Raw genomic sequence first — 23,898 nt, forward strand, 5'->3', positions numbered from 1 at the left:
GTGGGGTCAGAGGTCGGGCATCCGGTTCAGTCGGTCCTCGCCGGGCAGGAGACGGGCGTCGGCCTCCAGCGCCCCGCCGAACTGCCGGCGGAAGCGGCCGGGGTCGGCCTCCAGCGAGCGCTCGGCGGTCTGCCTGACGACCGTCGCCGGGTCGTCGGTCAGTTCTCGGAGCCGGTCGCGGGCGGCGTCGCCGTCCACCCCGGCCAGCATGTGGGCGGCCCACTCGCGGAGCCGCTCGCTCTCGTCGTGGCTCAGTTCCAGCAGCGTGTCGGCCATCGCTTCCCCGCGGAGCTTGAACAGCGAGATGGCCGCGTTCCGACGGACTGCGTGGTGGTCGTCCGCGTCGAGCGTCGCGGCGATGTCCGCCTCGTGGGCGCCGCGAGCGAGGTTGTCGAGCGCGACCACCGCCTCGGCGCGGACCCACGGGTCGGGGTCGTCCAGCAGTTCGACGGCGACGGCCGCCGCCCGCTCGTCGCCGTGGGCGGTCAGCGCCTCCACCGCGAACTGTCGGACGTCGCTGTCTCCGTCCGTGGTCGCCGCCTCCGCGAGCCCGGCGACCACCGCGTCCTCGGTCGGGACGTCCTGCAAGGCGAGGGCGGCCCGTCGCCGGTCGACGGCGCTCCCGGTCGTTAGGTTGGCCAGCAGGTCGGCGGCGTCCGAGTCCTCGACCGGTTCCGTGTCGGCGGCCGCCAGTTCCTCGGGCGTGGCCTCGCCGATGGTCACGTCCTCCCGACTCACCTCGATGTCCTCCAGCGCGTCGATGTCGGCGTGCATCCCCGGACTGCGCTCGGGGTCGAGCTGCGGGTCCGGGTCCTCCCGGAGGTGTTTCTCGAACTCCTCGTCGCCACAGCCGCCGTCGCCACAGCCACAGTCGTCGCTCATCGCGCCACCTCCAGCGAGACGAGCGCCGCGACGCCGAGGGCGAACGGGACCGCCCGGCCGAGGGTCACCGGGACGCCGGCGAACGCGAGCAGTGCGACGGCGGCCAGCAGCGCCCAGCGTCGCTCCCGACCCGCGGCGCTGGCGGTCGTGACCGCGCCACCGGCCGCGAGCGCGACGACGGGCAGGGAGGTGCCGACGGCCCCGGTACCGACCAGCGTCACCGCGCCGGCGACGAACGGCATCGAGAGACCGACGGCGACGACGGCGCCGAACGCGAGACACCCGCGGACGAGCGCCGAGGCGTCGGTGGCCGCGACGACGGGCGTGACCCCGATGCCGGCCAGCGCGAGCGTCGACGCGAGCGGGCGGAGCGAGGCGACGCCCCCGACGCCGCTCGCGAGGGCGACGCCGAGGGCGAGGACGAGGAGGCCCACGACGGCGCCGCGACCCGCGTCCATCGCCTCGCGGTGGGCGAGCCCCGCGACGGCGACGCCGGCGACCACGGCGACGGCGGCGGGCGTGGCGGCCGCCGGCGAGACCAGCGAGAGCAGGCCGAAGACGCCGACGAAGAGGAGTCCGACGCCGGCGACGGGGGTGCGCTCGGTGAGCCCAACGACGAGCGCGGCCAGCGCGGCCAGCGCCGTCGCCGCGGGCGCAAGCACCCCGACCGGAGCAGTCGCGGGCGCCGTCGGGACGTTGACGGCGAGTGCCGCGAGGAAGCGACCGGCGAGGGCGACCGCCGCGAGCACCGTCGCCGCGACGGCGGCCCGCCGGTGGTCGACGCCGGCTATCCGCGGGAGGACCGTCCGCAAGGTCGAGCGAGTGCTCATCGCCGACCCTCCAGTCGGTCCGCGAGGTCGTTCCTGTCCGCCCGGACGAACCCCTCCAGCAGTTCGCCCAGCGCGCCGTAGACGTCGGTCCCGGGTTCCTCGGCGAGGCGGTCGGCGACGCCGGCGGCGGCGTGGCCGAGGTGCCGGTCGTGGAAGTCCAGCCGGGCCATCGCGGCGTCGTCCCCGACGGCCGCCTCCCGTCGGCAGAGGTAGCCCGCGAACTCCAGCTCGTAGGCCAGCGAGTCGTGGTTGTCGCGCTCGTCGCCGTCGATCTCCAGCCCGTAGTGACGGTAGGCCCGCGCGAGGTCGAGGTTCACGTCGTTCCAGGACTGGTCTGGCCGGTACTTCGACTCGTACAGCGGGACCGGCGGCCCCTCGGCGTCCAGCGACCCGTCGGTCCGGTCGGTGTACTCGCTGTAGCCCAGTTCGAAGACGTCGTTGTACCGGGCCGCGAGCGTCTCGTAGTCGTCGTCGGTGGCGAGTTCGGGGACGGCCACCTCGAGCGGGGTCCGGTCGATGCAGGCCCGCACGTCCGCGTCCAGCGACCCGTCGGCGGCCGCGGCGTGGAGCTCTTCGTCCGGGTAGCGGAACGCCTGTGCCAGCACCCGGTACACCGTCCCGCGTGCGGCCGCGTCAGGGTCGACGTCGTCGACGTCCTCGCTGGCGGCCGCCATCAGTTGCTCCCCCCGCCGGTCCGGTAGACGCCGAACGCCGTCACCGCGACGACGCCGACGATGGCGACGCCGGCGATGGTCCACAGCAGCGTCTCGTAGGGCGGTCCCTCGGGCCCCGGGCCGAACGGGAAGTAGTGCCACTCGCTGACGGACTTCCGGCCGGCCCGCTCGCTGTTGGAGCCGTTCCAGACGGCGAACGCCACGTCCACGTCGCCGTCGTCGGCGATGGTCGTCCGGTTCGCGCCGGACGCGTCCACGTCGCGGGTGTAGACGACGGTCCACGTCGCGTTCTCGCCGCTCCCGCGGTGGACGGCGGTCGCCTCGACAGAGGCGTTGGGGAACTGCGTGGTCGAGCCGGCACCGCCGGCCAGCAGTTCCTCGGTGCCGGTCGCGCCGCTCCAGTACCAGACGTTGACGCGGTTGGTCGGCCCGCCCATCGCTATCGGCGGCCGGGTGCTGGTGTTGACCGGGAACTGGACGGCGACGGAGTCGGCGAAGCGCCGCGTCTCGTTGGTCGCCACGTCCCGCGTCGCGTCGTGCCACTGGAGGCGGAGGTACAGCTGCCCGTCGCCGCGGGCCGCCTGCACGTGGACGCGCTCGATGCTCGTCTGGTCGGCGTTGGGGACGCTGCTCGGTGCGCTGGCGAGAGGCACCGTCGCCGCGGGCACGTCCTCCCAGCCCTCGGTCGTCGGCCCGGAGAGGTCGCCGCTCGCCGGGGCGACGGGTATCTCGTGTGCCGGTCGCGCGCTGGCCAGCGGCGCCGCCACCGCCGAGAGCGTGACGAGGACGGTGACGACGGCCGCCGCCAGCAGGGTCCGTCGTCGGGTGGTATCAGGCATCGTCGAACACCTCCAGTCGGTACTGTTTCGCCGGGTTCTTGTGCTGGAGCAGTTCCATCAGTTCGCTCTCGCCGCCCTGCCGGACGCGCTGGCGCTCGCGCTCGATGGTGTCCAGCGCGTCGTGGACCCGCTCGCCGAACAGCTCCTCGAGGTACTGGCGGGGGATGCGCTCGACGTCGACCGTCTCCCCCTCGTCGGTGTGCTGTGGCGGCGCGTAGGGCGGGATGTAGTAGACGTTCGGCTGGGTCCGGAACTCGGGATGCAGGGGCAGGGCCACCTCGTACTCCTCGACGAGCTTGTAGATGGGGCCCGCCTCGTCGTCGAGGAAGCCGACCAGCCGGAGCTGTGGCGGGCACTCCTCCGCGCAGGCCGGCGCGTACGTCTCGCCGTCCGGGCCCTCGCCCTCCAGCCGGGGGTAACAGAAGATGCACTTCTCTGATTGCTTCGAGACGGTGTTGTAGTACACCTTCTTGTAGGGACACCCCTCGACGCAGTAGCGGTAGCCCCGGCACCGGTCCTGGTCGACCAGCACGATGCCGTCCTCGGCGCGCTTGTAGATGGCCGACCGCGGGCAGGCCTCCACACAGGAGGGGTGGGTGCAGTGGTTGCAGATGCGCGGGAGGTAGAAGTAGTAGCTGTTGGGGTACTCGCCGGCCCCCTGGTCCTCGTCCCAGTTGGGGCCCCACTCCGCGCCCTCTCGGGGGCGCAGGGGTTCGTCGCTCCCCTCGTACATGATCTCGGAGTGGTTGAACTCCCACGGGCGGCCGTACTCCTCCTCGGACGGTATCTCGCCGGTCTTGCGCTCCTTGTGCTCGCCGGACTCCCACCCGCCGCCGGAGTCCTCCCAGCCGCGGGGGTACCCCTCGCCGGGTTTGGTCTCGACGTTGTTCCAGTACATGTACTCGCGGCCGCCGCCCTCCGTCCAGAGGGACTTGCAGGCGATGGTGCAGGTCTGGCAGCCGATGCACTTGTTCAGGTCCATCACCATCGCGACCTGGTGGTCGACGCCGTCGGCGACGTTGACGTGCGTGTCCTCGGACTGGGACTGGTCGTTCTGGCTACTCATTGGCTGTCACCTCCGGCGGGGCGGACGTCCACGTTCACGTCGCTGTTGACGCCGGTCGGCCCCCAGTAGTTCGGGAAGAAGTGCAGGTGCTCGCCCGTGTCCTCGGGGTACTGCACCAGCTGGGTCGGCTTCATGTACATCGGGACGAGCGTGTTGAAGTTGTCGTCGTCCGGGTACTGGAACTTCTCCCACGCGAAGTACTGGCGGGCCGTCCCGGGTTCGCTCGACGGGTAGATTTTGGCCTGCACCTCCACGCTCCCGAGGTCGTTGAACACCTCGACGGTGTCGCCGTCCTCGATGCCCCGCTCTTCGGCGTCGTCGGGGTTGAGGTAGACGACGGGTTCGCCGCGCTGGAGGCGCAGCATCTTCTCGTTGTCCCGCCACGTCGAGTGGATGGACCACCGGCCGTGGGGCGTGTTGTACGACAGCGGGTAGTCCCCGCCGGTGTCCTGCGGGCCTCGTTTGTGGGTCGGCAGTTCCTCGCCCAGTTCGAGGAACCAGTCGTGGTCGACGTAGTACTGCTGGCGGCCGGTGAAAGTGGGCCAGGGTTCCTTGTCCTGCACGTAGCTCTGCCACGGGACGTAGGCCTCTCCGTCCTCGATGTCCGAACTCCAGTGGTCGCCCGCGGCCAGCAACCGCCGGGGCTGTTCCTCGGTGTCGGCGAAGGTGATTCGCTCGTCGGAGTCGCTGGGGTTGGACTCCTCGGAGTGTTCGAGGATGAACTCGGAGGCGGCGCGGCCGTCCTCCAGCGCCCCCTCCTCGCCGGTCTCCCAGTCGCGGACGTAGTCGTCGTAGATGGTGGTGAGGTCGATGGTGCGGTCGAACTTCCGGTCCTCGACGGGGTCGACGCCGCGCGCTTTGGCCCGCTCCTGGATCTTCTGTGCGAGCAGGCGGAATATCTCCCAGTCGGTCTTGGCCTCGCCCAGCGGTTCGACGGCGGGCGTGAACGGGTGCACGTAGGTGTGCATGTCCGTCATGTTCAGGTCGTACTTCTCGTAGTGGCTCGCGGCCGGGAGCACGATGTCGGAGTACATCGCCGTCGAGTCCATCCGGAAGTTGATGTCGACGACGAGGTCGAGTTTGGGCCAGAGCTGTTCCTCGACGGCGACGTTGCCCTTCGCCTGGTTGAAGTAGTTGCCCCGCCAGACGAACATCGTCGATGGGTCCGGTCGGGTGCCGTCGTCGCGTTCCGAGGGGTACAGCGGCATCCACCCCTCGTCGATGGACTGCTGAATCTTCTCGGCGGTGTCGGGGTCGGTGTTCTCCAGGATGCCCGAGTGGTAGTAGGTCCACAGCGTCGTCGGCACGCCCCGGACGCTCCCGGTCGGGAACGAGAGGACCTTCCAGCCGTGGAAGGTCCATATCTTCTCCTGGCCGACGTAGTGGTCCAGGCCGGTGCCGGGTTCGCCGAGGTTGCCCGTCAGCGTCACGAGCAACTGGATGGCGCGGTTGCCCAGGTCGTTGTGGTACCAGTCGTTGACGCCCTTGCCGTGGATGATCTTCGCGGCGTCGGCCTCCGCGAACTCGCGGGCGACCCGCTGGTACGTCGACTGGCCGACGCCGGTCTCCTCGTGGACGTACTCGGGGGTGTACTGAGCGAGTTCGTCCTGCAGGTTCTCCCAGACCGAGCGGACCTGCACCTCGCCGTCGTCGGTCTGGACGGCCCGCTCGACGCCCAGTTGCGGGTCGAAGTCCAGTTCGATGCTCGCCGAGGGGTCGTGCTGACCGTCGCGTTCGCCCAGCGACCCCGGCGCGCGGCGGAGGTTCCCGTCGGCGTCGACCATCACGAACACCTTCTCGGGGTCGTCGGCGTCCCCGGCCAGACCGACCTCGCCGGCCCGGAGGAACTTCCCGGTGTCCTCGCGGACGAGCAGCGGCATGTCGGTCTGCTCTTTCAGGTGGGCCTCGTCGTACAGTTCGTCGTCAACGATGGTCTGGGCCATCCCCAGCGCGAGAGCGGTGTCGCTGCCGCCGTGGGGCGAGAGCCACTCGTCGGTGTGGATGGCCGTCTGGGAGTAGTCGGTGAAGACACCGACGCGTTTGGTGCCGTCGTAGCCCGCGTCGAGGAAGTACTTCGCGTCGGGGATGCGCGTGACGTTGATGTTCGACCCCCACGCGATGATGTAGTCGGCGTTGTGCCAGTCGGCGGACTCGGCGTTGTCCGTCTGGGTGCCCCACGTGATGGGCTGGCCCGGCGGCAGGTCGGAGTACCAGTCGTAGAACGAGTGGGAGACGCCGCCAAGCAGGTTGATGAGGCGACTGCCGGAGGCGAAAGAGACCGGCGACATCGCCGGAATCGGCGTGAATCCCGAGATGGCGTCGTACCGACCCGCCTGCACCTCGTCGATGACGTGGTCGGCGATCTCGGTCAGGGCCTCGTCCCAACTGATGCGCTCCCACTGGCCCTCGCCGCGTTCGCCGGTGCGGCGGAGGGGATGGAGGACGCGCTGGTCGGCGTTGACGTAGTCGGTGTAACAGGCCCCCTTCTGGCAGCCGCGGGGGTTCGGGTCCGGGAGACTCTCGTCGAAGGTCGGGTAGTCGCCGGCCTGCTCCTCGCGCCAGACCTGCCCGTCCTTGACGAAGACGTTCCACGAACAGGACCCGGTGCAGTTGACGCTGTGGGTCGACCGGGCGATGTCGTCCCAGTCCCACTCCTCGCGGTAGAAGTCCTCCCAGTCGCGGTAGGGGTAGTTGCCGATGGGGTCGTCGACGGCCTCCAGGCCCTGCATGCCGTCGTCGGCGAAGGAGAGGCCGGTCGCCCCCAGCAGCGAGGCGGCCCCGAGGCCGCGCACGAAGTCACGTCTACTGATTCCGGAACTGTCCGTCGCGTCGTCGGTGGGGTCGTGTCTACTCATGGGTGAGGAATACGGTCGCGGTCGCACAGGCGACGCCGGCGAGGGCCAGGGCGAGCCCGGTCGGGGTCGACCCGCCGGCCTCCAGCCCGCCGGCGACGAGTGCGACGCCGAGCAGTTTGCTCGACGTGTCCAGCAGACGATACTGGCGGGCGGAGAGGGTCGCAAGTTCAGTCATCGGAGTCACCTCCGGTCGCGCCTCCGGCCGGGCCGCCGTCGGCGGCCACGCCCTGCTCGTCGGCGGGGGACTCGGCGTCGCCATCCCGGAGCAGGAGGTAGGTCAGGCCGCCGAACAGCGGCGGGACCAGCAACAGCGCGGCCTGCAGGATGGGGTTGACGACGCCGGTGGTCGTCCCCAGCACCTGGTCGGCGAGGATGTTGTTCATGCCCGCGATGGAGGCTATCATGACGAAGGCGACGGCGGCGACGCCGACGCCGGTCTGCCACGGCCGGGAGAGCGGATCGACGGTGAAGTGGGTCGGTTCCGGCGTCCGGTCGATGAACGGCCAGACGGCGACGGCGGCGAACACCAGTCCGGGCAGGACGATGCCGCCGATGAACTCGCCGCTGACGTGGACCGGCCCGACGGTGAAACTCGCCCACTTCGGGAGCAGTTTCAGGAACCCGTACACCCACATCAGGAACCAGTCGGGCATGATGAGTTCCGGCGTGCTCGCCGGGTCGTTCGGGCCGTAGTGGGCGATGTTGTGGACCGGCAGGAGGCCGGCGAGCGCCGACAGCGTCGCCGCCGTCAGGAAGAAGACGACGGCGGAGACGGCGGCCTGGTTCGGGAAGGCGGGCAGGCCGACGATGACGCTGTCGTCGTCCTCGTCGACCGTCTGCTCGCCCATCCTCAGGTCGTCGTCCCGCGGCGCCTCGGTGTGCTTCTGGCGTATCAGGATGGCCATGTGGACGGCCAGCCCGACGGCGATGGCGGCAGGGATGACCAGCACGTGCAGGAAGTACAGGCGCGGGATGGTCGCGCTACTCGGGAACTCGCCGCCGAATATCACCTGCCCGAAGAAGTCCCCGACCACCGGCACGGAGATGGTGAGGTTGTAGCCGATGCTGGTCGCGGTGGCGGCGAACTCGTCGAACGGGAGCGCGTACCCCGTGTAGGCCGCGCCCATCGCCAGCGCCGCCAGTCCGGTGCCGACTATCCAGTTGGGTTCCCGCGGGTTGCGGTAGGCGCCGGTGAAGAACACCCGCAACATGTGCAACCCGATAGAGGCCACGAACAGGTGGGCCGCCCAGTGGTGGAGGCGGCGGATGAACATCCCGAAGGGGACGTCGTAGGTGATGTGCAGCACCGAGACGAACGCCTCGGGCATCTCCTCGCCCTGGAACTTCTGGACGCTGCCGTCGTACTCGACGTCGGACGTGGAGGGTTCGAAGAAGAACCCGAGGAACACGCCCGAGAGGACCAGCAGGAGGAAGCAGAACAGCGCCACCTCTCCGAGCAGGAACGAGTCCTCGGCCGGGAACGCCTTCCCGAGGAACGTCTGTGCGTTCTCGACGTCGAGGCGCGTGTCGAACCAGTCGTAGAGCCGCTTCGCGCGGGACATTCACCCACCTCCCGGGCCGATCGGCCCCTCGAAGTCGCCCGTCGCCACCAGGTAGCCGTCGCTGGTGACGGTGATGGGCAGCTGCGGGAGCGGGCGTCCCGGCGGCCCGTCCTCCACCGACGCGCCCTGTAGCGGGTCGAACTTCCCGAAGTGGCACGGGCAGACGAGCAGGTTCCCCTCCTCGTTGGCGACCATGCACCCGGCGTGGGTGCACACCTTCGAGAACGCGGCGTACCCGCTGACGGTGTACCCCATCTCGATGCCGCCGCCGTACTCGGACTCGGGGTGGCGCACCAGCAGCGTCGGCGCGTCCTCGATGCCGGGCCGTGGCTCCGGGAAGACGGTCAGCTTCTCGCCCTCCGAGAGCCGGTTTTCGCGGATGCGTTCGCCCTCGCTGTCGACGAGGTGGACGCCGTCGGAGTAGACGGGGCCCTCGTAACTGCGCTCGAACACCTGCGTGGTGCTGGCGAGCGGGGCCGTGAGGCTGGCGACGGCGGTCAGGCCGCCGACGCTCGCGAGGAACTTCGCGAAGTCACGGCGTCGCAGTTCCGCCCGCGCGTCGCCGTACAGCGTCGGCGACACGGCGGGGGCGTCGCTACACGGACAGTCGTCGGCTTCGTCGCTCTCGTCGTCCGGTTTCGGGTAGTCCATGGTCAGTGCCCCCTGAGTTCGGCGACTTCGATGTGTGGCATGAACCAGGCGTAGTACGCGACCGTCGAGAGTGCCAGCGAGACGAACATCCCCGTGGCGTAGAGGCCGAAGTACTGCGTGCGGGCCAGCGTGAGGTACTCGCCGGTGAACAGCGCCGCGAACACGATGGCCAGCACCGTCAGGCCGCCCATCGCCACGAGGCCCTCGATGGCGTCGGAGGCGTCGTGGTACTCGACGACCCAGCGCGTCTCGGTGTCGAGCCACGGGAGCGAGACGGTGCCCCCGTCGGCCACCGTCTGGGCGTCGTCCGGTGGCCGCACCGCCCGGTTCATGAACTGGTGGACGGCCGCCAGCACGCCGACGAGGGCGAACAGCGCCACCCAGACGATGACGCCCACCTGACTGGGTGAGAGCTTGTTCGGGGTGTCGACGAACCCCTGGAGCGGCCGCTGTTCGGTGACGCTCTCGTCGATGGCTATCTCCTCGGACGGTGGCTCCCCGTGGAGGGCGACGAACCACATCGGGAGCAGTACCGCCGTTATCAGCAGGCCGATGAGTATCGTGTTGCGTCTCATGGTTGCGGTCCACACCCACCCGGCGGAGGCCGGACGGATGGTTCGCGTGTTCGGCCATTCACGAACCATCTCCCTGAACCACGAGCCAGACATCTTAGGTGCTTTATAAGGGGACTTGTACCACGAACATATTCGGGGTCAGATATAATCGGGCTATCGGGCGAATCTGTCAGTATGCCCGACCGTGTCCTCGCCGAGGTAGAAGTGTTCGCCCCGCGGTCGTGTTACGTCGCCCCCAACGCCGACGACGAGTGGCACGTCACCGAGGTCTCGCGGAGCGCGCTCGGTGCTGCGGAGGGGGAAGTGTTCGAGGAGTTCACGCTCTCGGGCGAGGGCACAACGGCGCCGCCCGCGGAGTCGAACGACGCCGTCGAGGCGGTGTTCGCCTACGAGGGCGAACGCGTCTACCGGTTCGCTCGCCCGGCCGACCAGGGGTGCGTCTGCGAACGGGTCGAGCGCGCGGGCTGTGTGGTGCAGTCGGTCGACGCCGACGAGGAGTCGATGGTGGTCACGTTCCTCGTCGAGGACATCGCGACGCTCCGGTCGGTCATCGAGGACCTGCGGGACGAGGGCGAGCGAATCAGCCTCCGTCGCCTGGTCGAGAGCGCCGAGAGCGACCGCAGCGGTCGACCGGCGGTGCTCGACCGCGACACCCTGACGGACCGACAGAACGAGGTGCTGGAACGGGCCTACGAGATGGGGTACTTCGAGCATCCGCGGGACGCGTCCGCGGGCGACGTGGCCGAGGACCTCGACATCGCCACGACGACGTTCACCGAGCATCTGGCCGCCGCCCAGCGGAAGCTGCTGGACGACCTGCTCGGCGCCTGACCCCGACCGTTTACTGCCGGCGAGCGAGTTGTACGGGTATGGACCACGACGCGGACGGCCACGACGGTGACGAGCATGGGCACCACCACGGCGACGAACAGCACCACCACGGCGACGAACAGCACCACCACGGCGACGGGGACGACCACGACGACCATCACGCACACGATGCGGAGGCCGTCGCCATCGCGGTGGTGACCGTCTCGTCCTCGCGGACGCTCGAGGAGGACCCGGGCGGCGACGCCATCGAGTCGGCCCTCGAGGCGGCTGGCCACGACGTCCTCGACCGCTCGCTCGTACCCGACGACGCAGCGGCCATCGCGGACGCCGTCGCCGCGGCCATGGACGACGGCGCCGACGTGGTGGTGACGACCGGCGGGACGGGACTGACCGACGACGATGTGACCGTCGAAGCGGTCGGCGCGCTGTTCGACCGCGAGGTGCCCGGCTTCGGCGAACTGTTCCGCTGGCGCTCCTACGAGGAGGTCGGGCCGATGGCGATGGCGTCGCGGGCGACGGCCGGCGTCGTCGACGACCGCCTCGTGTTCTGCCTGCCCGGCAGCGAGAACGCCGCCCGGATGGGCAGCGAGGAGCTGATCGCGCCCGCCGTGGGCCACCTGCTCGGACTCGTCCGCCGGTAGGAGAGACCCGCACGGTTTTGAAGGCCCTCGCGCTAGCGTCCGGTATGCCCGACGAGTTCACACACGTCGACGAGGACGGGGACGCACAGATGGTCGACGTCGGCGAGAAGGCCGACAGCCAGCGTCGCGCGGTGGCGCGCGGGGAGATCCGCCTCTCGGAGAGCACCCTCGACGCCATCACCGCCGACGACGTCGAGAAGGGCGACGTGCTGACGACGGCCCGCATCGGCGCGATTCAGGCCGTCAAACACACGTGGGAGACGATTCCGATGTGCCACCAGATACCCGTCACGAACGTCGAGACCGGGTTCGAGGTCGGCACGGAGTGCGTCGAACTCACCGTCGCAGTCGAGACGACGGGGAAGACCGGCTGCGAGATGGAGGCCCTAGAGGGCGTGACGACGGGGCTGAACGTCGTCTGGGATATGGTCAAGGCCAACGAGAAGGACGCGGACGGCGAGTACCCGACCGCCGCTATCGAGGGCGTGCGCGTCGTCGAGAAGTCGGTCGAGCGGGCCGAGTGAACTACGCGTCGGTCGCGTTGCCGCCGGTCGTCGTCTCCTCGGTGTAGCGCACCTCGGTCTCCGAGGCGACGGGCCGGATTATGTAGCCGCCGTTCCCCTGCTGGACCGGCGTGAAGTCCGCGACGAAGTGCGTCCGCTCGTCCTCCCGTATCTCGAACGACTGGTTGAACTTCAGCGGCGCCTCGCCGGGCGTCGTCACGGTCGCGTCGCTGCCGTCCGAGAGCGTGCCCTCGACGCCGGTGACGTCGAGCTGGAGGAACTCGTACTCGCCGGTCTCGACGGACTCCTCGTCGACGAGTTGCGACTTCTCGCCCTGCAGTTCCGTCAGGTCCGCCTCCTGTGGCTCGTCGAACTCGACGTACTCCCGGCCGTCGTCCTCGCCGGTCGAGGTGTCCGTCGCCGTCGTCTCCTCGGTCGCAGGCTTGACCCACAGGCCGGCCATCGTGACGACACAGGACTCGAAGTCGCCGATGTCGCCGGGTTGGTCGCTGACGCTCGTCGCGAGCGTGCCGGTCGCCGTTCCGCCGCCGGAACAGCCGGCGAGCAGGCCGGTCGCGAGAAGCGTCCCAGTACCACTCAGGTAGGTGCGTCGGTCCATACGTTACCGTCCGGAGTCCCCAGTATCGGCCTGTTGGCCAACTAGTAAGGTATGTGCGGATGTGACTCGGTGGCGTGTCGCGCACGGACCGCCGGTCGAGCGCGGGGTGGACCATCGGAAACACATAGGTGGCCGCCGTCACAACGTGTATCCATGCACGTCCTCGGTATCGCCGGTCACTCGGACACCGGCAAGACGACGCTGGTCGAGCGCCTCGTCGAGCGCTGCTCGGCGTCCGGCTCGGTCGCGACGGTCAAGCACTGTACGCATTCGCCCGACGTCGACACGGAGGGGAAGGATTCGGCGCGCCACCGCGATGCGGGCGCGGGCCAGACGGTCGCAGTGACCGACGACGGCGAGTGGTTCGCGACCGGCGACGCACGGACCCTGACAGACACGCTCGACGCCCTCGCACCGGAGTACGACTACGCCTTCCTCGAGGGGTTCGGGGACGCGGCGGTTCCGAAGGTCGTCCTCGGCGACCGGGAGGTGGCCGAGCCGGTCATCCACCGGGCGGAGAGCGGCGAGCAGGCCGACGTCGACGCCGTCCTCGACGCCCTCCACGAGCGTGACCCCTACGTCACCCTCGAGACGCTCGTCGAGGAGGTCAAGCGCTCGCCCGACGAGGACCGGGCGGGCGCCATCGCGACGTTCACCGGGCGCGTCCGGGCGAAGGAGAGCCCCGACGACCGGCCGACGGAGTTCCTGGAGTTCGAGCGCTACGACGAGGTGGCCGCCCAGCGGATGGCCGAGCTACGGGCGGACCTCGAGGCCCGTGACGGCGTCCACGCGGTCCGACTGCACCACAAGACCGGCGTGGTCGACGCGGGCGAGGACATCGTCTTCGTGGTGATTCTGGCGGGCCACCGCGGCGAGGCGTTCCGGGCCGTCGAGGACGGCATCAACCGCCTCAAGGAGGAGGTCCCGCTGTTCAAGAAGGAGGTGACCGTCGACGACGAGTTCTGGGCCCACGAGCGGGACTGCTAGCGCCACGGCGTCGCCCGCAGTCCGTGGACGACGAGCAGGGTTCCCAGCGCGACGCTCAACAGGACCACGGCGACGGGGAGCGCCGCGTCGAGGCCGCTGGAGATGAACGACGCCCATATCTGGACCGGCAGGGTCCGCGGGTAGTACGCCAGCATCATCGTCGCGCCGAACTCGCCCATGGCGCGTGCGAAGGTGAGGACGAGCCCGGCGAGGATGCCCGGCTTGGCGAGCGGAATCGTCACCGAGCGCATCGTCTCGGGCCAGCTGCGGCCGAGCGAGCGGGCGGCCTCCTCGAAGTGGCTGTCGACGCCGTCGAAGGCCGCCTTCACCGTGACGACGAAGAACGGCGCGGCGACGAACGTCTGTGCCGCGACGACGCCGAACAGCGACCGGGTCAGCCTGAGGTCCGTGAGCCCGCCCAGCCCCTCCGGACCGACGACGGTCAGCAGGAGCATCCCGCTGACGACCGGCGGCAGGACGAGCGGGAGGACCACGACGCCCAGCGCCACCGTGGTGAGGACGTGGTCGCTCCGCGAGAGCCAGTAGGCCAGCGGGAGCCCGAAGACGAACGCCAGGGTCGTACTCGACAGCGCCGCGAGCAGGGAGGTGGTCGCGGCGTCGACGACGTAGCCGGACGCCAGGTTCGCCAGCGCCGTCGGGGAGTACGTGACGACGAGGACGGCCACCGGGACCACGAAGTACAGCAACAGGACGGCGCCGAGGACGGGCACCAGCTGCCGGAGTTCGAGCCCGACGCGCCGGGAGGCCGTCTCAGCCCCGGAAATCGTTCGGGACATCGCCCTCCATGCGTGGGTAGCGGTCGCGGACGAGGAACCCGTGGTCACGGAGCCACTTGCCCGCGAGCAGCGTCTCGAACACCCGTCTCGTCTCCGCGTCGTCGGCCCGGCGCGCCGCGGCGTACTCGATGGGGGCGCCGCGGGCGACGGTGCCGTCGGGGAGTTCGTACTGGACGTCGGCGTAGCTGTCGGCGTAGGCCGGGTCGCCGAGGTTGACCGCCGGCGGCAGCTCGCGGAAGGGGTAGTCGCGCTCGACGGCCATGCTCCGGTAGACGAACGCCGCGTCGATGCTCCCCGTCTCGAACTGCGCCAGCAGCTGCGTCTCGGGGTAGCGCTGGTCCGGCGCCAGCACGGCGTCGACGAGGTCCGGGTCGTCGCGCCGCCGAGCGGCCAGCTCGAGCGCGAAGAGAGTCCGATACCCAAGCGGGTCGAGGTCCGGGTCGGTCCGACCCAGGGAGACGTCCGCCCGGCCCAGCGGCGCCGTCCACGACTCGGCCTCGGCGACGCGGCGCCCGCCGGCGGTCTCGGGGTTGTACGCCAGCACGAGCTCGTTGCTCGCGACGACGGCGTACCAGGGCGTCGACAGCAACCGCTCGAACAGCGCGGGGTCCGCGAGCGCGAGGACGTGCGGGTCGCGCTTCCCGTCGGCGACCAGCCGCGCGGCGTGGACGGAGCCGTGCGCCTCGACGGCCAGTTCGGGTCGCGTCGCCGTCTGGAGCGTCTCGCTCGCGGCGGCCTGCAGGCTGCCGGCCACGAGCGTTCGGACGCGCGACCGGCCGACGGCGCCACAGCCCGCGAGACCGGCGGCGACGCCGCTCCCGAGGAGGCCGAGGAAGCGCCGCCGATGGCAGGCCGTCATCGTTCGGTGGTTCGGCGTTGGGCCACTTGCCTGTTCGGATGGGTACCAACAATTGGCGGTGTTTTACGGCGAGCGGGTCGCCGACTGCCGACGGTCCGCCGATAGTTCTTTGTGAGTGTGCCACGTACTTCGGACCGATGTCGAAGAAGGTACTCGCCGTCGTCGCTATCGTCGCCCTCGCACTGGTCTACTTCGCCAGGAAGTGACGCGAGAGGGTCCCCACCAGCACAGCCCACGACCACCCTTTTCAGAACCCTTACCCCGGACAGCGACCAACGGGAGTCCATGTACGGCGTCGTCACGCGCAACGAGGAGGAGACCGAGTGGTCGGAGTTCGACCGGGCGTTCTACGAGGTCAAGGACGTCACCGGCCGGGCCGTCGAACCGATTCCCGGCGCGGTGAACATGGTGTCGTGTTTCGGGGACAACGCCGTCGAGAGCGAGCAGGAGCTGTTGGCGTTCGACGACGAGGGCACCGCCGCCACGCGGAACGAACCGTACTTCGACTGGACGTACGTCTGTCCGACCCACGAGCGCTATCGGGAGGGGCTGCTGGACATCGTCGCGGAGGCCGCCGAGGTCAACGAGGACGTCCGTCTTGACGACGTGGGCTTCCCCCGCGACGAGTACTGCCACTGCGACCGCTGCGAACGGAAGTTCGCCGAGAGCGAGTACGACGACTGGGCGGCGTGGCGGACGGACGTCATCACCTCCTTCGTCGCCGACGCCCGCGAGCGAGTCCCCGGCGACCTCTATCTCACGCTGTACCCCGACCCCTATCCGGGCCACCTGGAATCGCGGACCGGCGTCGACGTGGACGCTATCGACGAGTACGTCGACGAGTTCGTCGTCCCCATCTACGACATGGCCTACTCGACGACCTACTGGCTGGAGATACTCGCGAAGGGGTTCCGCGACCGGCTCGACACCCGGTTCAGCGTCGAACTGTACGCCGTCGACGTCGACATCGACGACCTCGCGAAGGCCGTCGAGGTCGCATCGGAGTACGGCCACTCGGTGCTGTTCGGCTACGACGCCAGCAACGCCCGCGCGACGGTCCGACGACTCGACGCCGACGCCCGCGAGGGGCAGTCGTTCGGTCCCGAGTGACCGACGGTCGTCGGCGGATGCTTTTTTCCGTCCGACGTGTGTCGGGTCGGATATGAAAGCACGACTCAAGCGGACCGTCAGTCGCGCGAAGTACGCAGCCATCGGTGGCGCCGTCGGCGGCGCACTGGGCGGCCTGATAGGGCGAAACGCCGCGAGCACGGCCGCCGGTCTCGGTGCCTTCGTCGGCGCCATCGTCGGCGAGAAGTGGGCGTCGGCCGCGCCGATGGTCGAGCGGGCGAAGTCGAGAGTCCCGAAGAAAAAGCGGTCGGACGCAGTCGAGGACGAGGCGTAACTTCTCCACCCCTCGACTGTCGGATGCCTCCGAAACAGCGGCGTCCGTCAGTCGAACCGCCGGTCACGCCACCGCAGTATCTCGTCGCGGTCCCGCGTGTCGGCCGGTAACTCGTCGAACCACCGGGCCGCGCTTATCTCGTGGTCGGGGTCGTCGACGGCGACGGTCGTCGTCTCGGCCCGCGCCTCGAAGACGGGCAGGACGCCCCACGTGCTGTTGCCGTCGCAGTGGAACTCCACCCGGCCGAGCATCCCCAGCCCCTCGATGGTCGCCTCGATGCCGCCCTCCTCGCCGAGTTCGCGGAGCGCGGCCTCGCGGAACGTCTCGCCGCCGTCGAGTTCGCCGCCGGGGAGCACCCACTTGCCGACGCCCTCGTGGCGGACCAGGAGGAGGTCGCCGGACGGGCGGTACGTCAGCGTGTGGGCACCGTAGGGAGCGCCGTGGTCGCGGGCGTCCTCGGCGACCGACCGGAACCGCGGTCGGGGGACCCGTCGGTGCCGCGTGAACTCGACGAAGTCGGCGTGTCGCTCCGTCAGGTCGTGGTAGGTCTGCTCGGCCTGCTGGCTGGCGACGTCGGCGAGGTACCACAGGTCGTCGACGGTGGTCATCTGTGGCCGCTGGAGGGGGCGTGTCTACCGCACGGGGACAGCGACTGGAGAGGCGTAGACGAACCGGTCATGCAGACGAGTACGCGTGAGATTCACTATAACCCTTCGACACCTCGTCGGACGCGGCCGTTCCGGACCGACAGCGGCCGTCGGGGCGAATCAGTCCCTTTTTGACCGGGCATCCAGTACCGCCGGGCATGGCATTCGAAGAAGACGACAGCGTCATTCTCCACGACGAGCACAGCGACTACGACGGGCAGGAAGGCACCATCACGCAGGTCGTCGAGACGATGTTCGGCGACGCCAACTACACCGTCTCCTTCGAGGACGGCCAGGAGCAGGGCGTCCCCGAAGACAACCTCGAAGCGGCCGAGGAGTAAGGCCCAGATGTCGTCGGTGCCGTTCCACTACGTCGACCTCCGGACGTTCTGTTACGCCACGGAGGACGAGAAGCGCGTCGAGCAAGCCCTGCGTACCTTCCTCCCCGAGGACTGGGAGCTAGAGCGTACGGAGAGCGAGGGCCACTACGGCGACCGCATCGTCGTCCTCTCGGCCCGGGTCGAGAACGCCGACGACGTGCGCCACGTCCTCTCGCAGGTGGCGACGCTCGACGACATCGACGACGTGCGTGCGGAGCTCGACGACAGGGTCGACGACAACTGCTCGTTCTTTCTCACCTTCGACAAGCAGGCCGCCTTCGGCGGCGAGGTCCGCCGGGGCGACGGTATCACCCTGCGGGCCAAGGTCGAGGCCTACCCCGCGAAGCGGGAGAAGGCGATCGCCAACGCCCGCGAACTCCTCGACGAACTGTGATGTACGAGGCCGTCCACGCGCACCCGGACGGCGACAGCACCGTCGCCAGACAGGCGCTGACCGCCGCCGACTACGGCTTCGACGGCGTCGTCGTCCGGAACCACGGCGACGAACCGGCCGACTACGACGCCGAAGCCGTCGGCGAGGCGTACGACATCGACGTCGTCGAGGGCGTGGAGGTTCGGGCGGACACCCCCTCGCAGGCCAGCGGCCTCGTCGGGAACCACCGCTCGAAACACACCGTCGTCGTCGTCCACGGCGGCGACCGAGCGGTCAATCGGTTCGCCGTCGAGAACCCGGCCGTCGACGTCCTCGCGCACCCGATGCGGGGCGACGGCGACTTCAACCACGTCCTCGCGAACGCCGCGGCCGACAACGGCGTCCGCGTCGAGTTCTCGCTGCGTGACGTGCTGGCCGACAGCGGTGGGAGCCGGGTGCGGGCGCTGGGTGACCTCCGGAAGCTGCGCGAACTCGTCGCCGACGCCGACGCGCCGTACGTCGTCTCCGGCGACCCCCGGAGCCACCTCGAACTCCGGGCCCCGCGCGAACTCGTCGCGCTCGGCGAGGCCGTCGGGTTCACCGGGGACCAGATACGTGCCGGCCTCGAGGCGTGGGGCCGTCTCGCCGAGCGGAACCGCCGGGTGACCGACGACTCGTTCGTCGAGCCCGGCGTCCGACTCGACGAGGACGACGGCTGACCCTGTCGACCGGGGTGAACTATCGGCACCATTCACGCTACGCCGCCCTCGTCGTCTTCGGCCTCGTGGTCGGTCGCAGCGCACCGACAGCGTCGGTAGGGAACCCGATAGTGGTCGCCGAAACCGTCGGGATGGTCGTCGCCGTGGTCTATCTGACGGTCCGGACCCCGGTGGCGCGAGTCGAGGACCCCACAGCTTCGTCCGACGACAGCGCCAGCCGGTTCGGGTCGGCACTGCGGTAGGCGCCGTCGACACCGCACCGCTCATTACGCTGTTGGGCCAACTGTCGGTATGCGACAGTCACCGACGGAGGGTGCCGGATGAAGCACCTCCCGAAACACCTCCAGCCGCGGTGGCGCTACCTCGCCGTCGAACTGGAGACCTGGCCCGACGCCGACGTGGACCGCCGGGCGTTCCAGCGCGAGGTGTGGTACGCCACGCAGAACCTGCTGGGCGACACCGGTAGCGCCGACGTCGACGCGACGGTCCTCCGGTTCGAACACGGCGACGGGGCCGGCCACGCCATCGTCCGCGTCCGTCGGAACCACACCGACGCGGCCCGCGCGGCGCTGGCCTGTATCGACGCCGTCGACGGGTCCCCGGTGGGCCTGCGCGTGACCGGTACGAGCGGGACCGTGCGCGCCTGTGAAGAAAAATATATACGCGGGCCGGCGGAACCGTTCGGACAGAGACACGTCGTGTTCGAGAACGCAGAACGGCGCGCCCTCGCCCGGCAGAAGCGGGTCGACGTGCGCACCGACCGCTCGTTCGTGGGCGCGACAGACCTCGATTTCCGATAACTATGCAGGGACAAAACCAACAGCAGGCGTACGACCGCGGGATTACTATCTTCTCTCCGGACGGACGTCTCTATCAGGTAGAGTACGCCCGCGAGGCGGTCAAGCGGGGTACCGCGAGCATCGGCATCCGGACCAGCGACGGCGTCGTCCTGGCCGTCGACAAGCGCATCCGTTCGCCGCTGATGGAGCGCTCCTCGGTCGAGAAGATACACAAGGCCGACGACCACATCGGCATCGCCTCGGCCGGTCACGTCGCCGACGCCCGACAGCTCATCGACTTCGCCCGCCGACAGGCGCAGGTGAACCAGCTCCGGTACGGCGAACCGGTCGGTGTCGAGACGCTCACGAAGGAGATTACCGACTACATCCAGCAGTACACGCAGGTCGGCGGCGCTCGCCCGTTCGGCGTCGCCCTCATCATCGCCGGCATCGCCAACGGCGAGCCCCGTCTCTACGAGACGGACCCGTCGGGGACGCCCTACGAGTGGAAGGCGCTGGCCGTCGGTGCCGACCGCGGCGACATCCGCGACTACCTCGAGGCCAACTACGACGAGGAGATGGACCTGGACGCCGGTGTCGACCTCGCACTCGCGGCGCTGGCGTCGGTCAACGAGGATGGCCTCTCGCCCGAGGGCATCGGCATCGCCGTCATCGACGTCGAGACCGAGCAGTTCCGCGAGCTCTCCGACGAGGAGAAGGAGAGCCACCTCGCCGAGGCGGACCTGCTCGCCAGCGAGGACGACGCGTCCGACGAGACCGACGAAGACGAGGAGTAAGTCCCGACGACGCCCCCGCTTTCTGGCAGCCCGCGGGCCCCAGCGACCGCGTGACCGCCCGACGCAGTAAGGCCTTTAACTGACCCACCGTTACCGACAGGTATGATATCGCTTGACGAGGCGGTGACGGCGCGCCTCGAGACCCACGGACAGCGGTTCGAGGTACTGGTCGACCCCGACGCCGCCCTCGCCATCAAACGCGGGGAGTTCGAGGGCGACCTGGAGGACGTCATCGCCGCCGAGGACGTCTTCGAGGACGCCTCGCGCGGCGACCGACCGCCGGAGGAGAGTCTGAAGGAAGTGTTCGAGACGACGGAGCCGATGGAGATTATCCCGGAGGTCATCAAACGGGGGGAGATACAGATAACGGCCGACCAGCGCCGGGAGATGCAGGAGCAGAAGCACAAGCAGCTCGTCCAGCGCATCACCCGCAACGCCGTCAACCCCCAGATGGACGACGCCCCGCACCCGCCCGAGCGCATCGAGTCGGCGCTGGAGGAGACGGACTTCCGCGTCGACCCCATGGAACCCGTCGAGACGCAGGTCGACGACGCCTTGGACGCCCTGCGGCCGGTCATCCCCATCCGGTTCGACGAGGTGACCGTCGCCGTACAGGTCCCCGCCGAGTACGCCGGGAGCGCGCAGGCGAAGATCCGGCAGTTCGGCGACCTCGAACGGGAGGAGTGGCAGGCCGACGGCTCGTGGGTGGGGGTGTTGACGTTCCCGGCGGGGATGCAGAACGACTTCTACGACGTGGTCAACGAGAACACGAGCGGCGAGGCCGAGACGCGCATCATCAAGGACGAGGACGACATCAGTACGCGCGGATAGTCCGCGGCGTGACGGGGAAGCCGAGCGCTATCCCTTCTTGAAGCCGACGAGGAAACCGCCGGTGAACCCAGCGCTGACGGGGAGCGCCGAGAGGATCGACATGAGCCACGACGGTGGCTGGCCCGCCGCGGCGTCCGTCGCTCCGCTGGTCGCGTTCTGTGCGGCCCCGCCGATGGCCTGCCAGTTCACCTCGAGTATCCCGCGCGTCTCGAGGAACTTGAACAGGGCCAGTTCGAGCCCGACGATGACAGCGATGAGCTTCGCGACCTTCTTGGCGGCGAACCCGATGATGCCGCCGATGAGGCCCCCGGCTCCGAACTCCAGCCCCATCTGCTGGAGGCCGAACCCGTCCATCTGGAGAGCTAACTCTACCATACCGGATACCAGACTGTCGCATTTTAAATCCTTTGTGCTAACAGCGGTGCCGTCCCCGACTCCTGGGCGCCACCCTGCAGATTAAATAATCGGACAGCGTAGTATCGGGCGAGTGACGGCGACACACACCACGGACCGGGCAGTTGTCGCGAAACGGGTCGACAGTGGCACGGCCGACACCGAGGAGATACGTGACCTCGCTCGGGCCGCCGGCTACGAGGTGGTCGGCGAGATAACCCAGACTCGGACGGAGGACCCCGCCTACCACCTCGGCGAGGGCAAGGTGGTGCGCCTGGGGAACACCGTCGCCCGCGAACAGGCGACGACGGTCATCTTCGACAACCAGTTGGGGCCGTACCAGACGTACAACATCGGGAACGAACTCCCCGAGGGCGTCACGGTCATGGACCGGTTCCGCCTCATCATCGAGATATTCGGCCAGCGGGCCCAGACCCGGAAGGCCCAGTTGCAGGTCGAACTGGCCGAACTGCGCTACGAGCTGCCGCGGGCCGAAGCGAAGGCGAGCCTCGCGAAACGCGACGAACGCCCCGGGTTCATGGGGCTGGGGGAGTACGACGAGAGCCGCGAGGAGGACATCAAGAAGCAGATATCCAACATCCGCGACGAGCTGGCCTCCATCGAGGAGACGGAGCAACACCGGCGCGAACAGCGTCGGGAGTCCGGGTTCGACCTCGTCGCGCTGGCCGGCTACACGAACGCCGGGAAGTCGACGCTGCTGCGGCGTCTCGCGGACGACCTCGAGGTCGACGAGAACGAGGACCTCCACCCCGACCTCGACACGACCGCCGAGAGCGAGGACCGCCTGTTCACGACGCTCGGGACGACGACGCGCCGCGCCGAGGTCGGGAGACGCGAGGTGCTGGTGACCGACACCGTCGGCTTCATCCAGAACCTCCCCCACTGGCTGGTCGAGTCGTTCAAGTCCACGCTGGACTCGGTGTACCGGGCCGACCTCGTCTTGCTCGTCGTCGACGTCTCGGAGTCCGTCGAGGAGATACGCGAGAAACTGGTGACGAGCCACGACACGCTGTACGAGCGCAACGAGGCCCCCATCGTCACGGTGCTGAACAAGACGGACAAGGTCGACGACGAGGAGGTCGCCCGCAAGCGCGCGGCGCTCTCGAAGCTCGCGCCCAACCCCGTGGCCGTCAGCGGCAAGGAGGGGCTGAACATCGACGAGCTGGCCACCCGCATCGACGAGGAACTCCCCGACTACCAGCACGAGCGACTCGTCCTACCGATGACCGAGGAGACGATGAGCGTCGTCTCGTGGATTCACGACCACGCCCACGTCGAGACGGTCGACTACGGCGACGAGGTGGTCATCGAGTTCGAGGCGCGGCCGGCCATCGTCGAGCAGTCCCGTGCGAAGGCCGGCGACCTGGTCGGTGCGTCGGCCTGAGTCCTGGTCAGGACGTATTCTCGGCTCGTAGCGTTTCGTTCAGGAACCGTAGCGTCTTCGACCACGCGTCCCTCGTCGCCTCTGGGTCGAAGCGCTCACCGCTCGGGTTGGCGAAGGCGTGGTTCGCACCCTCGTAGACGTAGATCTCCTTCTCGACACCGAGGCGGGCCAGCGTGCGGTTGAACTCGCGGACGTTCTCGATGCCCACAACCTGATCCTCGGAGCCGAAGACGCCCAGCACGGGCCCGTCGATACGCTGGAGCGTCGACTCGTTCGTCGTCAGCGTCCCGTAGTAAATGACCGTCGAATTCAGGTCCGTCTCGCTCAGACTGAGTTGGAGGCTCTGCCCACCGCCGAAGCACCAGCCCAGACTGGCGACACGCCGGGTCGTGTCCGAGCGGTTGCGGAGCCCCGCCGTCGCGCGGCTCATTTTCCGCACCGCCTCGTCGGGGTTATTCCGCACTTCACCCGACAGTTCGGCAGCGTACGAGGAGTTGGTCGCCACGCGCCCGTCGTACAGGTCGACGGCGAAGACGACGTAGCCGTGTCCCGCGAGGATGTCGGCCATGTGCCTGATGTTCTCGTTGAGGCCCCACCACTCGTGAATCATGACGACGGCGGGGTACGTGCCGTTGGCGGCCGGGCGGGCCAGATAGCCCGGCGTCCCGTTTATCGTCGTGTTCGAGGCAGTAATCGCCGAGAGGTTCTCGGCGCTGAATATCTCGGCGTTAGAGTCATTGGTGACGGGTTGGCAGGTGCCGTTCTTCTCTATCGCGCCCGGTTGACACCCCACGTGTGGCGTCTGGGTAAACGAAGCCTCGCCAGTGGTCGTCGCCGTCTCAGTCACCGTCTCCGCTGGCGTCTGTGTCTCTGCCGGCGTCGACTCGCCACTCTGGGAGAAGCCAGCACACCCACTCAGGACGACCACGACGGCGACGCTGACCGCTACGAGTTTGGTTCGCATGGTCGACAGAGATGGGGAGTTAGTGTAAGTCGGTTGT

The 23,898-nt window shown here is 69.1% G+C and carries 31 protein-coding genes; 15 read left to right on the forward strand and 16 right to left on the reverse strand.

What is annotated here, in order from left to right:
• Positions 1–6 precede the first annotated feature (6 nt).
• From ACV7GQ_RS09370 to ACV7GQ_RS09415, 10 genes are read right to left on the reverse strand one after another with little or no spacing between them, the layout of a single operon-like run.
• A complete protein-coding gene (locus tag ACV7GQ_RS09370) occupies positions 7–882 on the reverse strand; it encodes a HEAT repeat domain-containing protein (protein WP_470309984.1) in 876 nt (291 codons plus the stop codon).
• Positions 879–1,712, reverse strand: a complete 834-nt coding sequence (locus tag ACV7GQ_RS09375; RefSeq protein ID WP_470309985.1) for a DUF8068 family protein — start codon at positions 1,710–1,712, stop codon at positions 879–881. Before ACV7GQ_RS09375 ends, ACV7GQ_RS09370 begins: the two co-directional genes overlap by 4 nt.
• Positions 1,709–2,386 (reverse strand): molecular chaperone TorD family protein, encoded by a 678-nt coding sequence (locus ACV7GQ_RS09380; RefSeq protein WP_470309986.1) that lies wholly within the window; start codon positions 2,384–2,386, stop codon positions 1,709–1,711. Before ACV7GQ_RS09380 ends, ACV7GQ_RS09375 begins: the two co-directional genes overlap by 4 nt.
• Positions 2,386–3,225, reverse strand: coding sequence for an ethylbenzene dehydrogenase-related protein (locus ACV7GQ_RS09385; protein ID WP_470309987.1), 840 nt, complete (start codon positions 3,223–3,225; stop codon positions 2,386–2,388). The genes ACV7GQ_RS09380 and ACV7GQ_RS09385 overlap by 1 nt, the downstream gene beginning before the upstream one ends.
• Entirely contained in the window at positions 3,218–4,291 is a 1,074-nt protein-coding gene (gene narH / locus ACV7GQ_RS09390) for a nitrate reductase subunit beta (protein WP_470309988.1), read from the reverse strand. Before narH ends, ACV7GQ_RS09385 begins: the two co-directional genes overlap by 8 nt.
• Positions 4,288–7,146: a nitrate reductase subunit alpha gene (gene narG / locus ACV7GQ_RS09395; RefSeq protein ID WP_470309989.1), complete on the reverse strand. Its 2,859-nt coding sequence runs from the start codon at positions 7,144–7,146 to the stop codon at positions 4,288–4,290. Before narG ends, narH begins: the two co-directional genes overlap by 4 nt.
• Complete coding sequence (locus ACV7GQ_RS09400; RefSeq protein ID WP_470309990.1) at positions 7,139–7,321, reverse strand: DUF8120 family protein; 183 nt, start codon at positions 7,319–7,321, stop codon at positions 7,139–7,141. The genes narG and ACV7GQ_RS09400 overlap by 8 nt, the downstream gene beginning before the upstream one ends.
• The gene (locus ACV7GQ_RS09405) at positions 7,314–8,708 is read right to left on the reverse strand and encodes a cytochrome b (protein ID WP_470309991.1); all 1,395 of its coding nucleotides are present in this window, start codon (positions 8,706–8,708) and stop codon (positions 7,314–7,316) included. Before ACV7GQ_RS09405 ends, ACV7GQ_RS09400 begins: the two co-directional genes overlap by 8 nt.
• Positions 8,709–9,359, reverse strand: a complete 651-nt coding sequence (locus ACV7GQ_RS09410) for a QcrA and Rieske domain-containing protein (protein WP_470309992.1) — start codon at positions 9,357–9,359, stop codon at positions 8,709–8,711.
• Between the two features lie 2 nt (positions 9,360–9,361).
• The gene (locus tag ACV7GQ_RS09415; RefSeq protein WP_470309993.1) at positions 9,362–9,934 is read right to left on the reverse strand and encodes a hypothetical protein; all 573 of its coding nucleotides are present in this window, start codon (positions 9,932–9,934) and stop codon (positions 9,362–9,364) included.
• 174 nt (positions 9,935–10,108) lie between these two features.
• Here ACV7GQ_RS09415 and ACV7GQ_RS09420 point away from each other — a divergent pair, with 174 nt between their 5' ends.
• The 3 genes from ACV7GQ_RS09420 to moaC are packed head-to-tail and all read left to right on the forward strand — an operon-like array spanning position 10,109 to position 11,930.
• A complete protein-coding gene (locus ACV7GQ_RS09420; protein WP_470309994.1) occupies positions 10,109–10,765 on the forward strand; it encodes a helix-turn-helix domain-containing protein in 657 nt (218 codons plus the stop codon).
• Positions 10,766–10,803: 38 nt separating this feature from the next.
• A complete protein-coding gene (locus tag ACV7GQ_RS09425) occupies positions 10,804–11,406 on the forward strand; it encodes a MogA/MoaB family molybdenum cofactor biosynthesis protein (protein WP_470309995.1) in 603 nt (200 codons plus the stop codon).
• Positions 11,407–11,450: 44 nt separating this feature from the next.
• Positions 11,451–11,930, forward strand: coding sequence for a cyclic pyranopterin monophosphate synthase MoaC (gene moaC, locus ACV7GQ_RS09430; RefSeq protein ID WP_470309996.1), 480 nt, complete (start codon positions 11,451–11,453; stop codon positions 11,928–11,930).
• 1 nt (position 11,931) lies between these two features.
• Here moaC and ACV7GQ_RS09435 read toward each other — a convergent pair whose 3' ends face one another.
• Positions 11,932–12,528, reverse strand: a complete 597-nt coding sequence (locus tag ACV7GQ_RS09435) for a DUF4382 domain-containing protein (protein WP_470309997.1) — start codon at positions 12,526–12,528, stop codon at positions 11,932–11,934.
• 153 nt (positions 12,529–12,681) lie between these two features.
• Here ACV7GQ_RS09435 and ACV7GQ_RS09440 point away from each other — a divergent pair, with 153 nt between their 5' ends.
• Positions 12,682–13,515, forward strand: coding sequence for a molybdopterin synthase (locus ACV7GQ_RS09440; protein WP_470309998.1), 834 nt, complete (start codon positions 12,682–12,684; stop codon positions 13,513–13,515).
• Here the strand turns inward: ACV7GQ_RS09440 and ACV7GQ_RS09445 are convergent.
• Positions 13,512–14,312 (reverse strand): molybdate ABC transporter permease subunit, encoded by an 801-nt coding sequence (locus ACV7GQ_RS09445; protein ID WP_470309999.1) that lies wholly within the window; start codon positions 14,310–14,312, stop codon positions 13,512–13,514. The two genes, ACV7GQ_RS09440 and ACV7GQ_RS09445, sit on opposite strands and share 4 nt — an antisense overlap.
• Complete coding sequence (locus ACV7GQ_RS09450) at positions 14,287–15,171, reverse strand: extracellular solute-binding protein (RefSeq protein WP_470310000.1); 885 nt, start codon at positions 15,169–15,171, stop codon at positions 14,287–14,289. The genes ACV7GQ_RS09445 and ACV7GQ_RS09450 overlap by 26 nt, the downstream gene beginning before the upstream one ends.
• 38 nt (positions 15,172–15,209) lie before the next feature.
• Here ACV7GQ_RS09450 and ACV7GQ_RS09455 point away from each other — a divergent pair, with 38 nt between their 5' ends.
• The 3 genes from ACV7GQ_RS09455 to ACV7GQ_RS09465 all read left to right on the forward strand — a co-directional run bounded on the left by ACV7GQ_RS09455 (position 15,210) and on the right by ACV7GQ_RS09465 (position 16,573).
• A complete protein-coding gene (locus ACV7GQ_RS09455; RefSeq protein WP_470310001.1) occupies positions 15,210–15,377 on the forward strand; it encodes a hypothetical protein in 168 nt (55 codons plus the stop codon).
• Positions 15,378–15,456: 79 nt separating this feature from the next.
• A complete protein-coding gene (locus tag ACV7GQ_RS09460) occupies positions 15,457–16,281 on the forward strand; it encodes a hypothetical protein (RefSeq protein ID WP_470310002.1) in 825 nt (274 codons plus the stop codon).
• Positions 16,282–16,333: 52 nt separating this feature from the next.
• Entirely contained in the window at positions 16,334–16,573 is a 240-nt protein-coding gene (locus ACV7GQ_RS09465; protein ID WP_470310003.1) for a hypothetical protein, read from the forward strand.
• A 47-nt stretch (positions 16,574–16,620) separates the two neighbouring features.
• Here the strand turns inward: ACV7GQ_RS09465 and ACV7GQ_RS09470 are convergent, their stop codons facing one another.
• Positions 16,621–17,181: an NUDIX hydrolase gene (locus ACV7GQ_RS09470; RefSeq protein WP_470310004.1), complete on the reverse strand. Its 561-nt coding sequence runs from the start codon at positions 17,179–17,181 to the stop codon at positions 16,621–16,623.
• A 197-nt stretch (positions 17,182–17,378) separates the two neighbouring features.
• Between ACV7GQ_RS09470 and ACV7GQ_RS09475 the strand changes: the two genes are divergently transcribed.
• The 7 genes from ACV7GQ_RS09475 to ACV7GQ_RS09505 all read left to right on the forward strand — a co-directional run bounded on the left by ACV7GQ_RS09475 (position 17,379) and on the right by ACV7GQ_RS09505 (position 21,099).
• A complete protein-coding gene (locus tag ACV7GQ_RS09475; RefSeq protein WP_166969410.1) occupies positions 17,379–17,561 on the forward strand; it encodes a DUF1918 domain-containing protein in 183 nt (60 codons plus the stop codon).
• Between the two features lie 7 nt (positions 17,562–17,568).
• Positions 17,569–17,994, forward strand: coding sequence for an RNA-binding protein (locus ACV7GQ_RS09480; RefSeq protein WP_470310005.1), 426 nt, complete (start codon positions 17,569–17,571; stop codon positions 17,992–17,994).
• Positions 17,994–18,692, forward strand: a complete 699-nt coding sequence (locus ACV7GQ_RS09485; RefSeq protein ID WP_470310006.1) for an RNase P subunit p30 family protein — start codon at positions 17,994–17,996, stop codon at positions 18,690–18,692. Before ACV7GQ_RS09480 ends, ACV7GQ_RS09485 begins: the two co-directional genes overlap by 1 nt.
• A gap of 14 nt (positions 18,693–18,706) precedes the next feature.
• The gene (locus ACV7GQ_RS09490) at positions 18,707–18,934 is read left to right on the forward strand and encodes a hypothetical protein (RefSeq protein WP_470310007.1); all 228 of its coding nucleotides are present in this window, start codon (positions 18,707–18,709) and stop codon (positions 18,932–18,934) included.
• A gap of 78 nt (positions 18,935–19,012) precedes the next feature.
• Complete coding sequence (locus ACV7GQ_RS09495) at positions 19,013–19,492, forward strand: Rpp14/Pop5 family protein (RefSeq protein ID WP_470310008.1); 480 nt, start codon at positions 19,013–19,015, stop codon at positions 19,490–19,492.
• A gap of 2 nt (positions 19,493–19,494) precedes the next feature.
• Positions 19,495–20,268, forward strand: a complete 774-nt coding sequence (psmA, locus tag ACV7GQ_RS09500; protein WP_470310009.1) for an archaeal proteasome endopeptidase complex subunit alpha — start codon at positions 19,495–19,497, stop codon at positions 20,266–20,268.
• Positions 20,269–20,370: 102 nt separating this feature from the next.
• Positions 20,371–21,099 carry a ribosome assembly factor SBDS gene (locus tag ACV7GQ_RS09505; protein WP_470310010.1) on the forward strand — a complete coding sequence of 243 codons (729 nt, stop codon included), beginning with the start codon at positions 20,371–20,373 and terminating at the stop codon, positions 21,097–21,099.
• Between the two features lie 27 nt (positions 21,100–21,126).
• Here ACV7GQ_RS09505 and ACV7GQ_RS09510 read toward each other — a convergent pair whose 3' ends face one another.
• A complete protein-coding gene (locus ACV7GQ_RS09510) occupies positions 21,127–21,474 on the reverse strand; it encodes an FUN14 domain-containing protein (RefSeq protein WP_470310011.1) in 348 nt (115 codons plus the stop codon).
• 112 nt (positions 21,475–21,586) lie between these two features.
• On the opposite strand from ACV7GQ_RS09510, the gene hflX reads away from it, so the two are divergent.
• Positions 21,587–22,897: a GTPase HflX gene (gene hflX / locus ACV7GQ_RS09515; RefSeq protein ID WP_470310012.1), complete on the forward strand. Its 1,311-nt coding sequence runs from the start codon at positions 21,587–21,589 to the stop codon at positions 22,895–22,897.
• Positions 22,898–22,904: 7 nt separating this feature from the next.
• Here hflX and ACV7GQ_RS09520 read toward each other — a convergent pair whose 3' ends face one another.
• The gene (locus ACV7GQ_RS09520) at positions 22,905–23,861 is read right to left on the reverse strand and encodes a dienelactone hydrolase family protein (protein WP_470310013.1); all 957 of its coding nucleotides are present in this window, start codon (positions 23,859–23,861) and stop codon (positions 22,905–22,907) included.
• Positions 23,862–23,898: the final 37 nt, after the last annotated feature.

This window comes from Haloarcula sp. MBLA0163 (assembly GCF_055632435.1).

Bases quoted from the DNA above. Each gene is read 5' to 3' on its own strand.
- ACV7GQ_RS09370 (WP_470309984.1), bottom strand. From the start codon at position 882: ATGAGCGACGACTGTGGCTGTGGCGACGGCGGCTGTGGCGACGAGGAG.
- ACV7GQ_RS09375 (WP_470309985.1), bottom strand. From the start codon at position 1,712: ATGAGCACTCGCTCGACCTTGCGGACGGTCCTCCCGCGGATAGCCGGC.
- ACV7GQ_RS09380 (WP_470309986.1), bottom strand. From the start codon at position 2,386: ATGGCGGCCGCCAGCGAGGACGTCGACGACGTCGACCCTGACGCGGCC.
- ACV7GQ_RS09385 (WP_470309987.1), bottom strand. From the start codon at position 3,225: ATGCCTGATACCACCCGACGACGGACCCTGCTGGCGGCGGCCGTCGTC.
- narH (WP_470309988.1), bottom strand. From the start codon at position 4,291: ATGAGTAGCCAGAACGACCAGTCCCAGTCCGAGGACACGCACGTCAAC.
- narG (WP_470309989.1), bottom strand. From the start codon at position 7,146: ATGAGTAGACACGACCCCACCGACGACGCGACGGACAGTTCCGGAATC.
- ACV7GQ_RS09400 (WP_470309990.1), bottom strand. From the start codon at position 7,321: ATGACTGAACTTGCGACCCTCTCCGCCCGCCAGTATCGTCTGCTGGAC.
- ACV7GQ_RS09405 (WP_470309991.1), bottom strand. From the start codon at position 8,708: ATGTCCCGCGCGAAGCGGCTCTACGACTGGTTCGACACGCGCCTCGAC.
- ACV7GQ_RS09410 (WP_470309992.1), bottom strand. From the start codon at position 9,359: ATGGACTACCCGAAACCGGACGACGAGAGCGACGAAGCCGACGACTGT.
- ACV7GQ_RS09415 (WP_470309993.1), bottom strand. From the start codon at position 9,934: ATGAGACGCAACACGATACTCATCGGCCTGCTGATAACGGCGGTACTG.
- ACV7GQ_RS09420 (WP_470309994.1), top strand. From the start codon at position 10,109: ATGCCCGACCGTGTCCTCGCCGAGGTAGAAGTGTTCGCCCCGCGGTCG.
- ACV7GQ_RS09425 (WP_470309995.1), top strand. From the start codon at position 10,804: ATGGACCACGACGCGGACGGCCACGACGGTGACGAGCATGGGCACCAC.
- moaC (WP_470309996.1), top strand. From the start codon at position 11,451: ATGCCCGACGAGTTCACACACGTCGACGAGGACGGGGACGCACAGATG.
- ACV7GQ_RS09435 (WP_470309997.1), bottom strand. From the start codon at position 12,528: ATGGACCGACGCACCTACCTGAGTGGTACTGGGACGCTTCTCGCGACC.
- ACV7GQ_RS09440 (WP_470309998.1), top strand. From the start codon at position 12,682: ATGCACGTCCTCGGTATCGCCGGTCACTCGGACACCGGCAAGACGACG.
- ACV7GQ_RS09445 (WP_470309999.1), bottom strand. From the start codon at position 14,312: ATGTCCCGAACGATTTCCGGGGCTGAGACGGCCTCCCGGCGCGTCGGG.
- ACV7GQ_RS09450 (WP_470310000.1), bottom strand. From the start codon at position 15,171: ATGACGGCCTGCCATCGGCGGCGCTTCCTCGGCCTCCTCGGGAGCGGC.
- ACV7GQ_RS09455 (WP_470310001.1), top strand. From the start codon at position 15,210: ATGGGTACCAACAATTGGCGGTGTTTTACGGCGAGCGGGTCGCCGACT.
- ACV7GQ_RS09460 (WP_470310002.1), top strand. From the start codon at position 15,457: ATGTACGGCGTCGTCACGCGCAACGAGGAGGAGACCGAGTGGTCGGAG.
- ACV7GQ_RS09465 (WP_470310003.1), top strand. From the start codon at position 16,334: ATGAAAGCACGACTCAAGCGGACCGTCAGTCGCGCGAAGTACGCAGCC.
- ACV7GQ_RS09470 (WP_470310004.1), bottom strand. From the start codon at position 17,181: ATGACCACCGTCGACGACCTGTGGTACCTCGCCGACGTCGCCAGCCAG.
- ACV7GQ_RS09475 (WP_166969410.1), top strand. From the start codon at position 17,379: ATGGCATTCGAAGAAGACGACAGCGTCATTCTCCACGACGAGCACAGC.
- ACV7GQ_RS09480 (WP_470310005.1), top strand. From the start codon at position 17,569: ATGTCGTCGGTGCCGTTCCACTACGTCGACCTCCGGACGTTCTGTTAC.
- ACV7GQ_RS09485 (WP_470310006.1), top strand. From the start codon at position 17,994: ATGTACGAGGCCGTCCACGCGCACCCGGACGGCGACAGCACCGTCGCC.
- ACV7GQ_RS09495 (WP_470310008.1), top strand. From the start codon at position 19,013: ATGAAGCACCTCCCGAAACACCTCCAGCCGCGGTGGCGCTACCTCGCC.
- psmA (WP_470310009.1), top strand. From the start codon at position 19,495: ATGCAGGGACAAAACCAACAGCAGGCGTACGACCGCGGGATTACTATC.
- ACV7GQ_RS09505 (WP_470310010.1), top strand. From the start codon at position 20,371: ATGATATCGCTTGACGAGGCGGTGACGGCGCGCCTCGAGACCCACGGA.
- ACV7GQ_RS09510 (WP_470310011.1), bottom strand. From the start codon at position 21,474: ATGGTAGAGTTAGCTCTCCAGATGGACGGGTTCGGCCTCCAGCAGATG.
- ACV7GQ_RS09520 (WP_470310013.1), bottom strand. From the start codon at position 23,861: ATGCGAACCAAACTCGTAGCGGTCAGCGTCGCCGTCGTGGTCGTCCTG.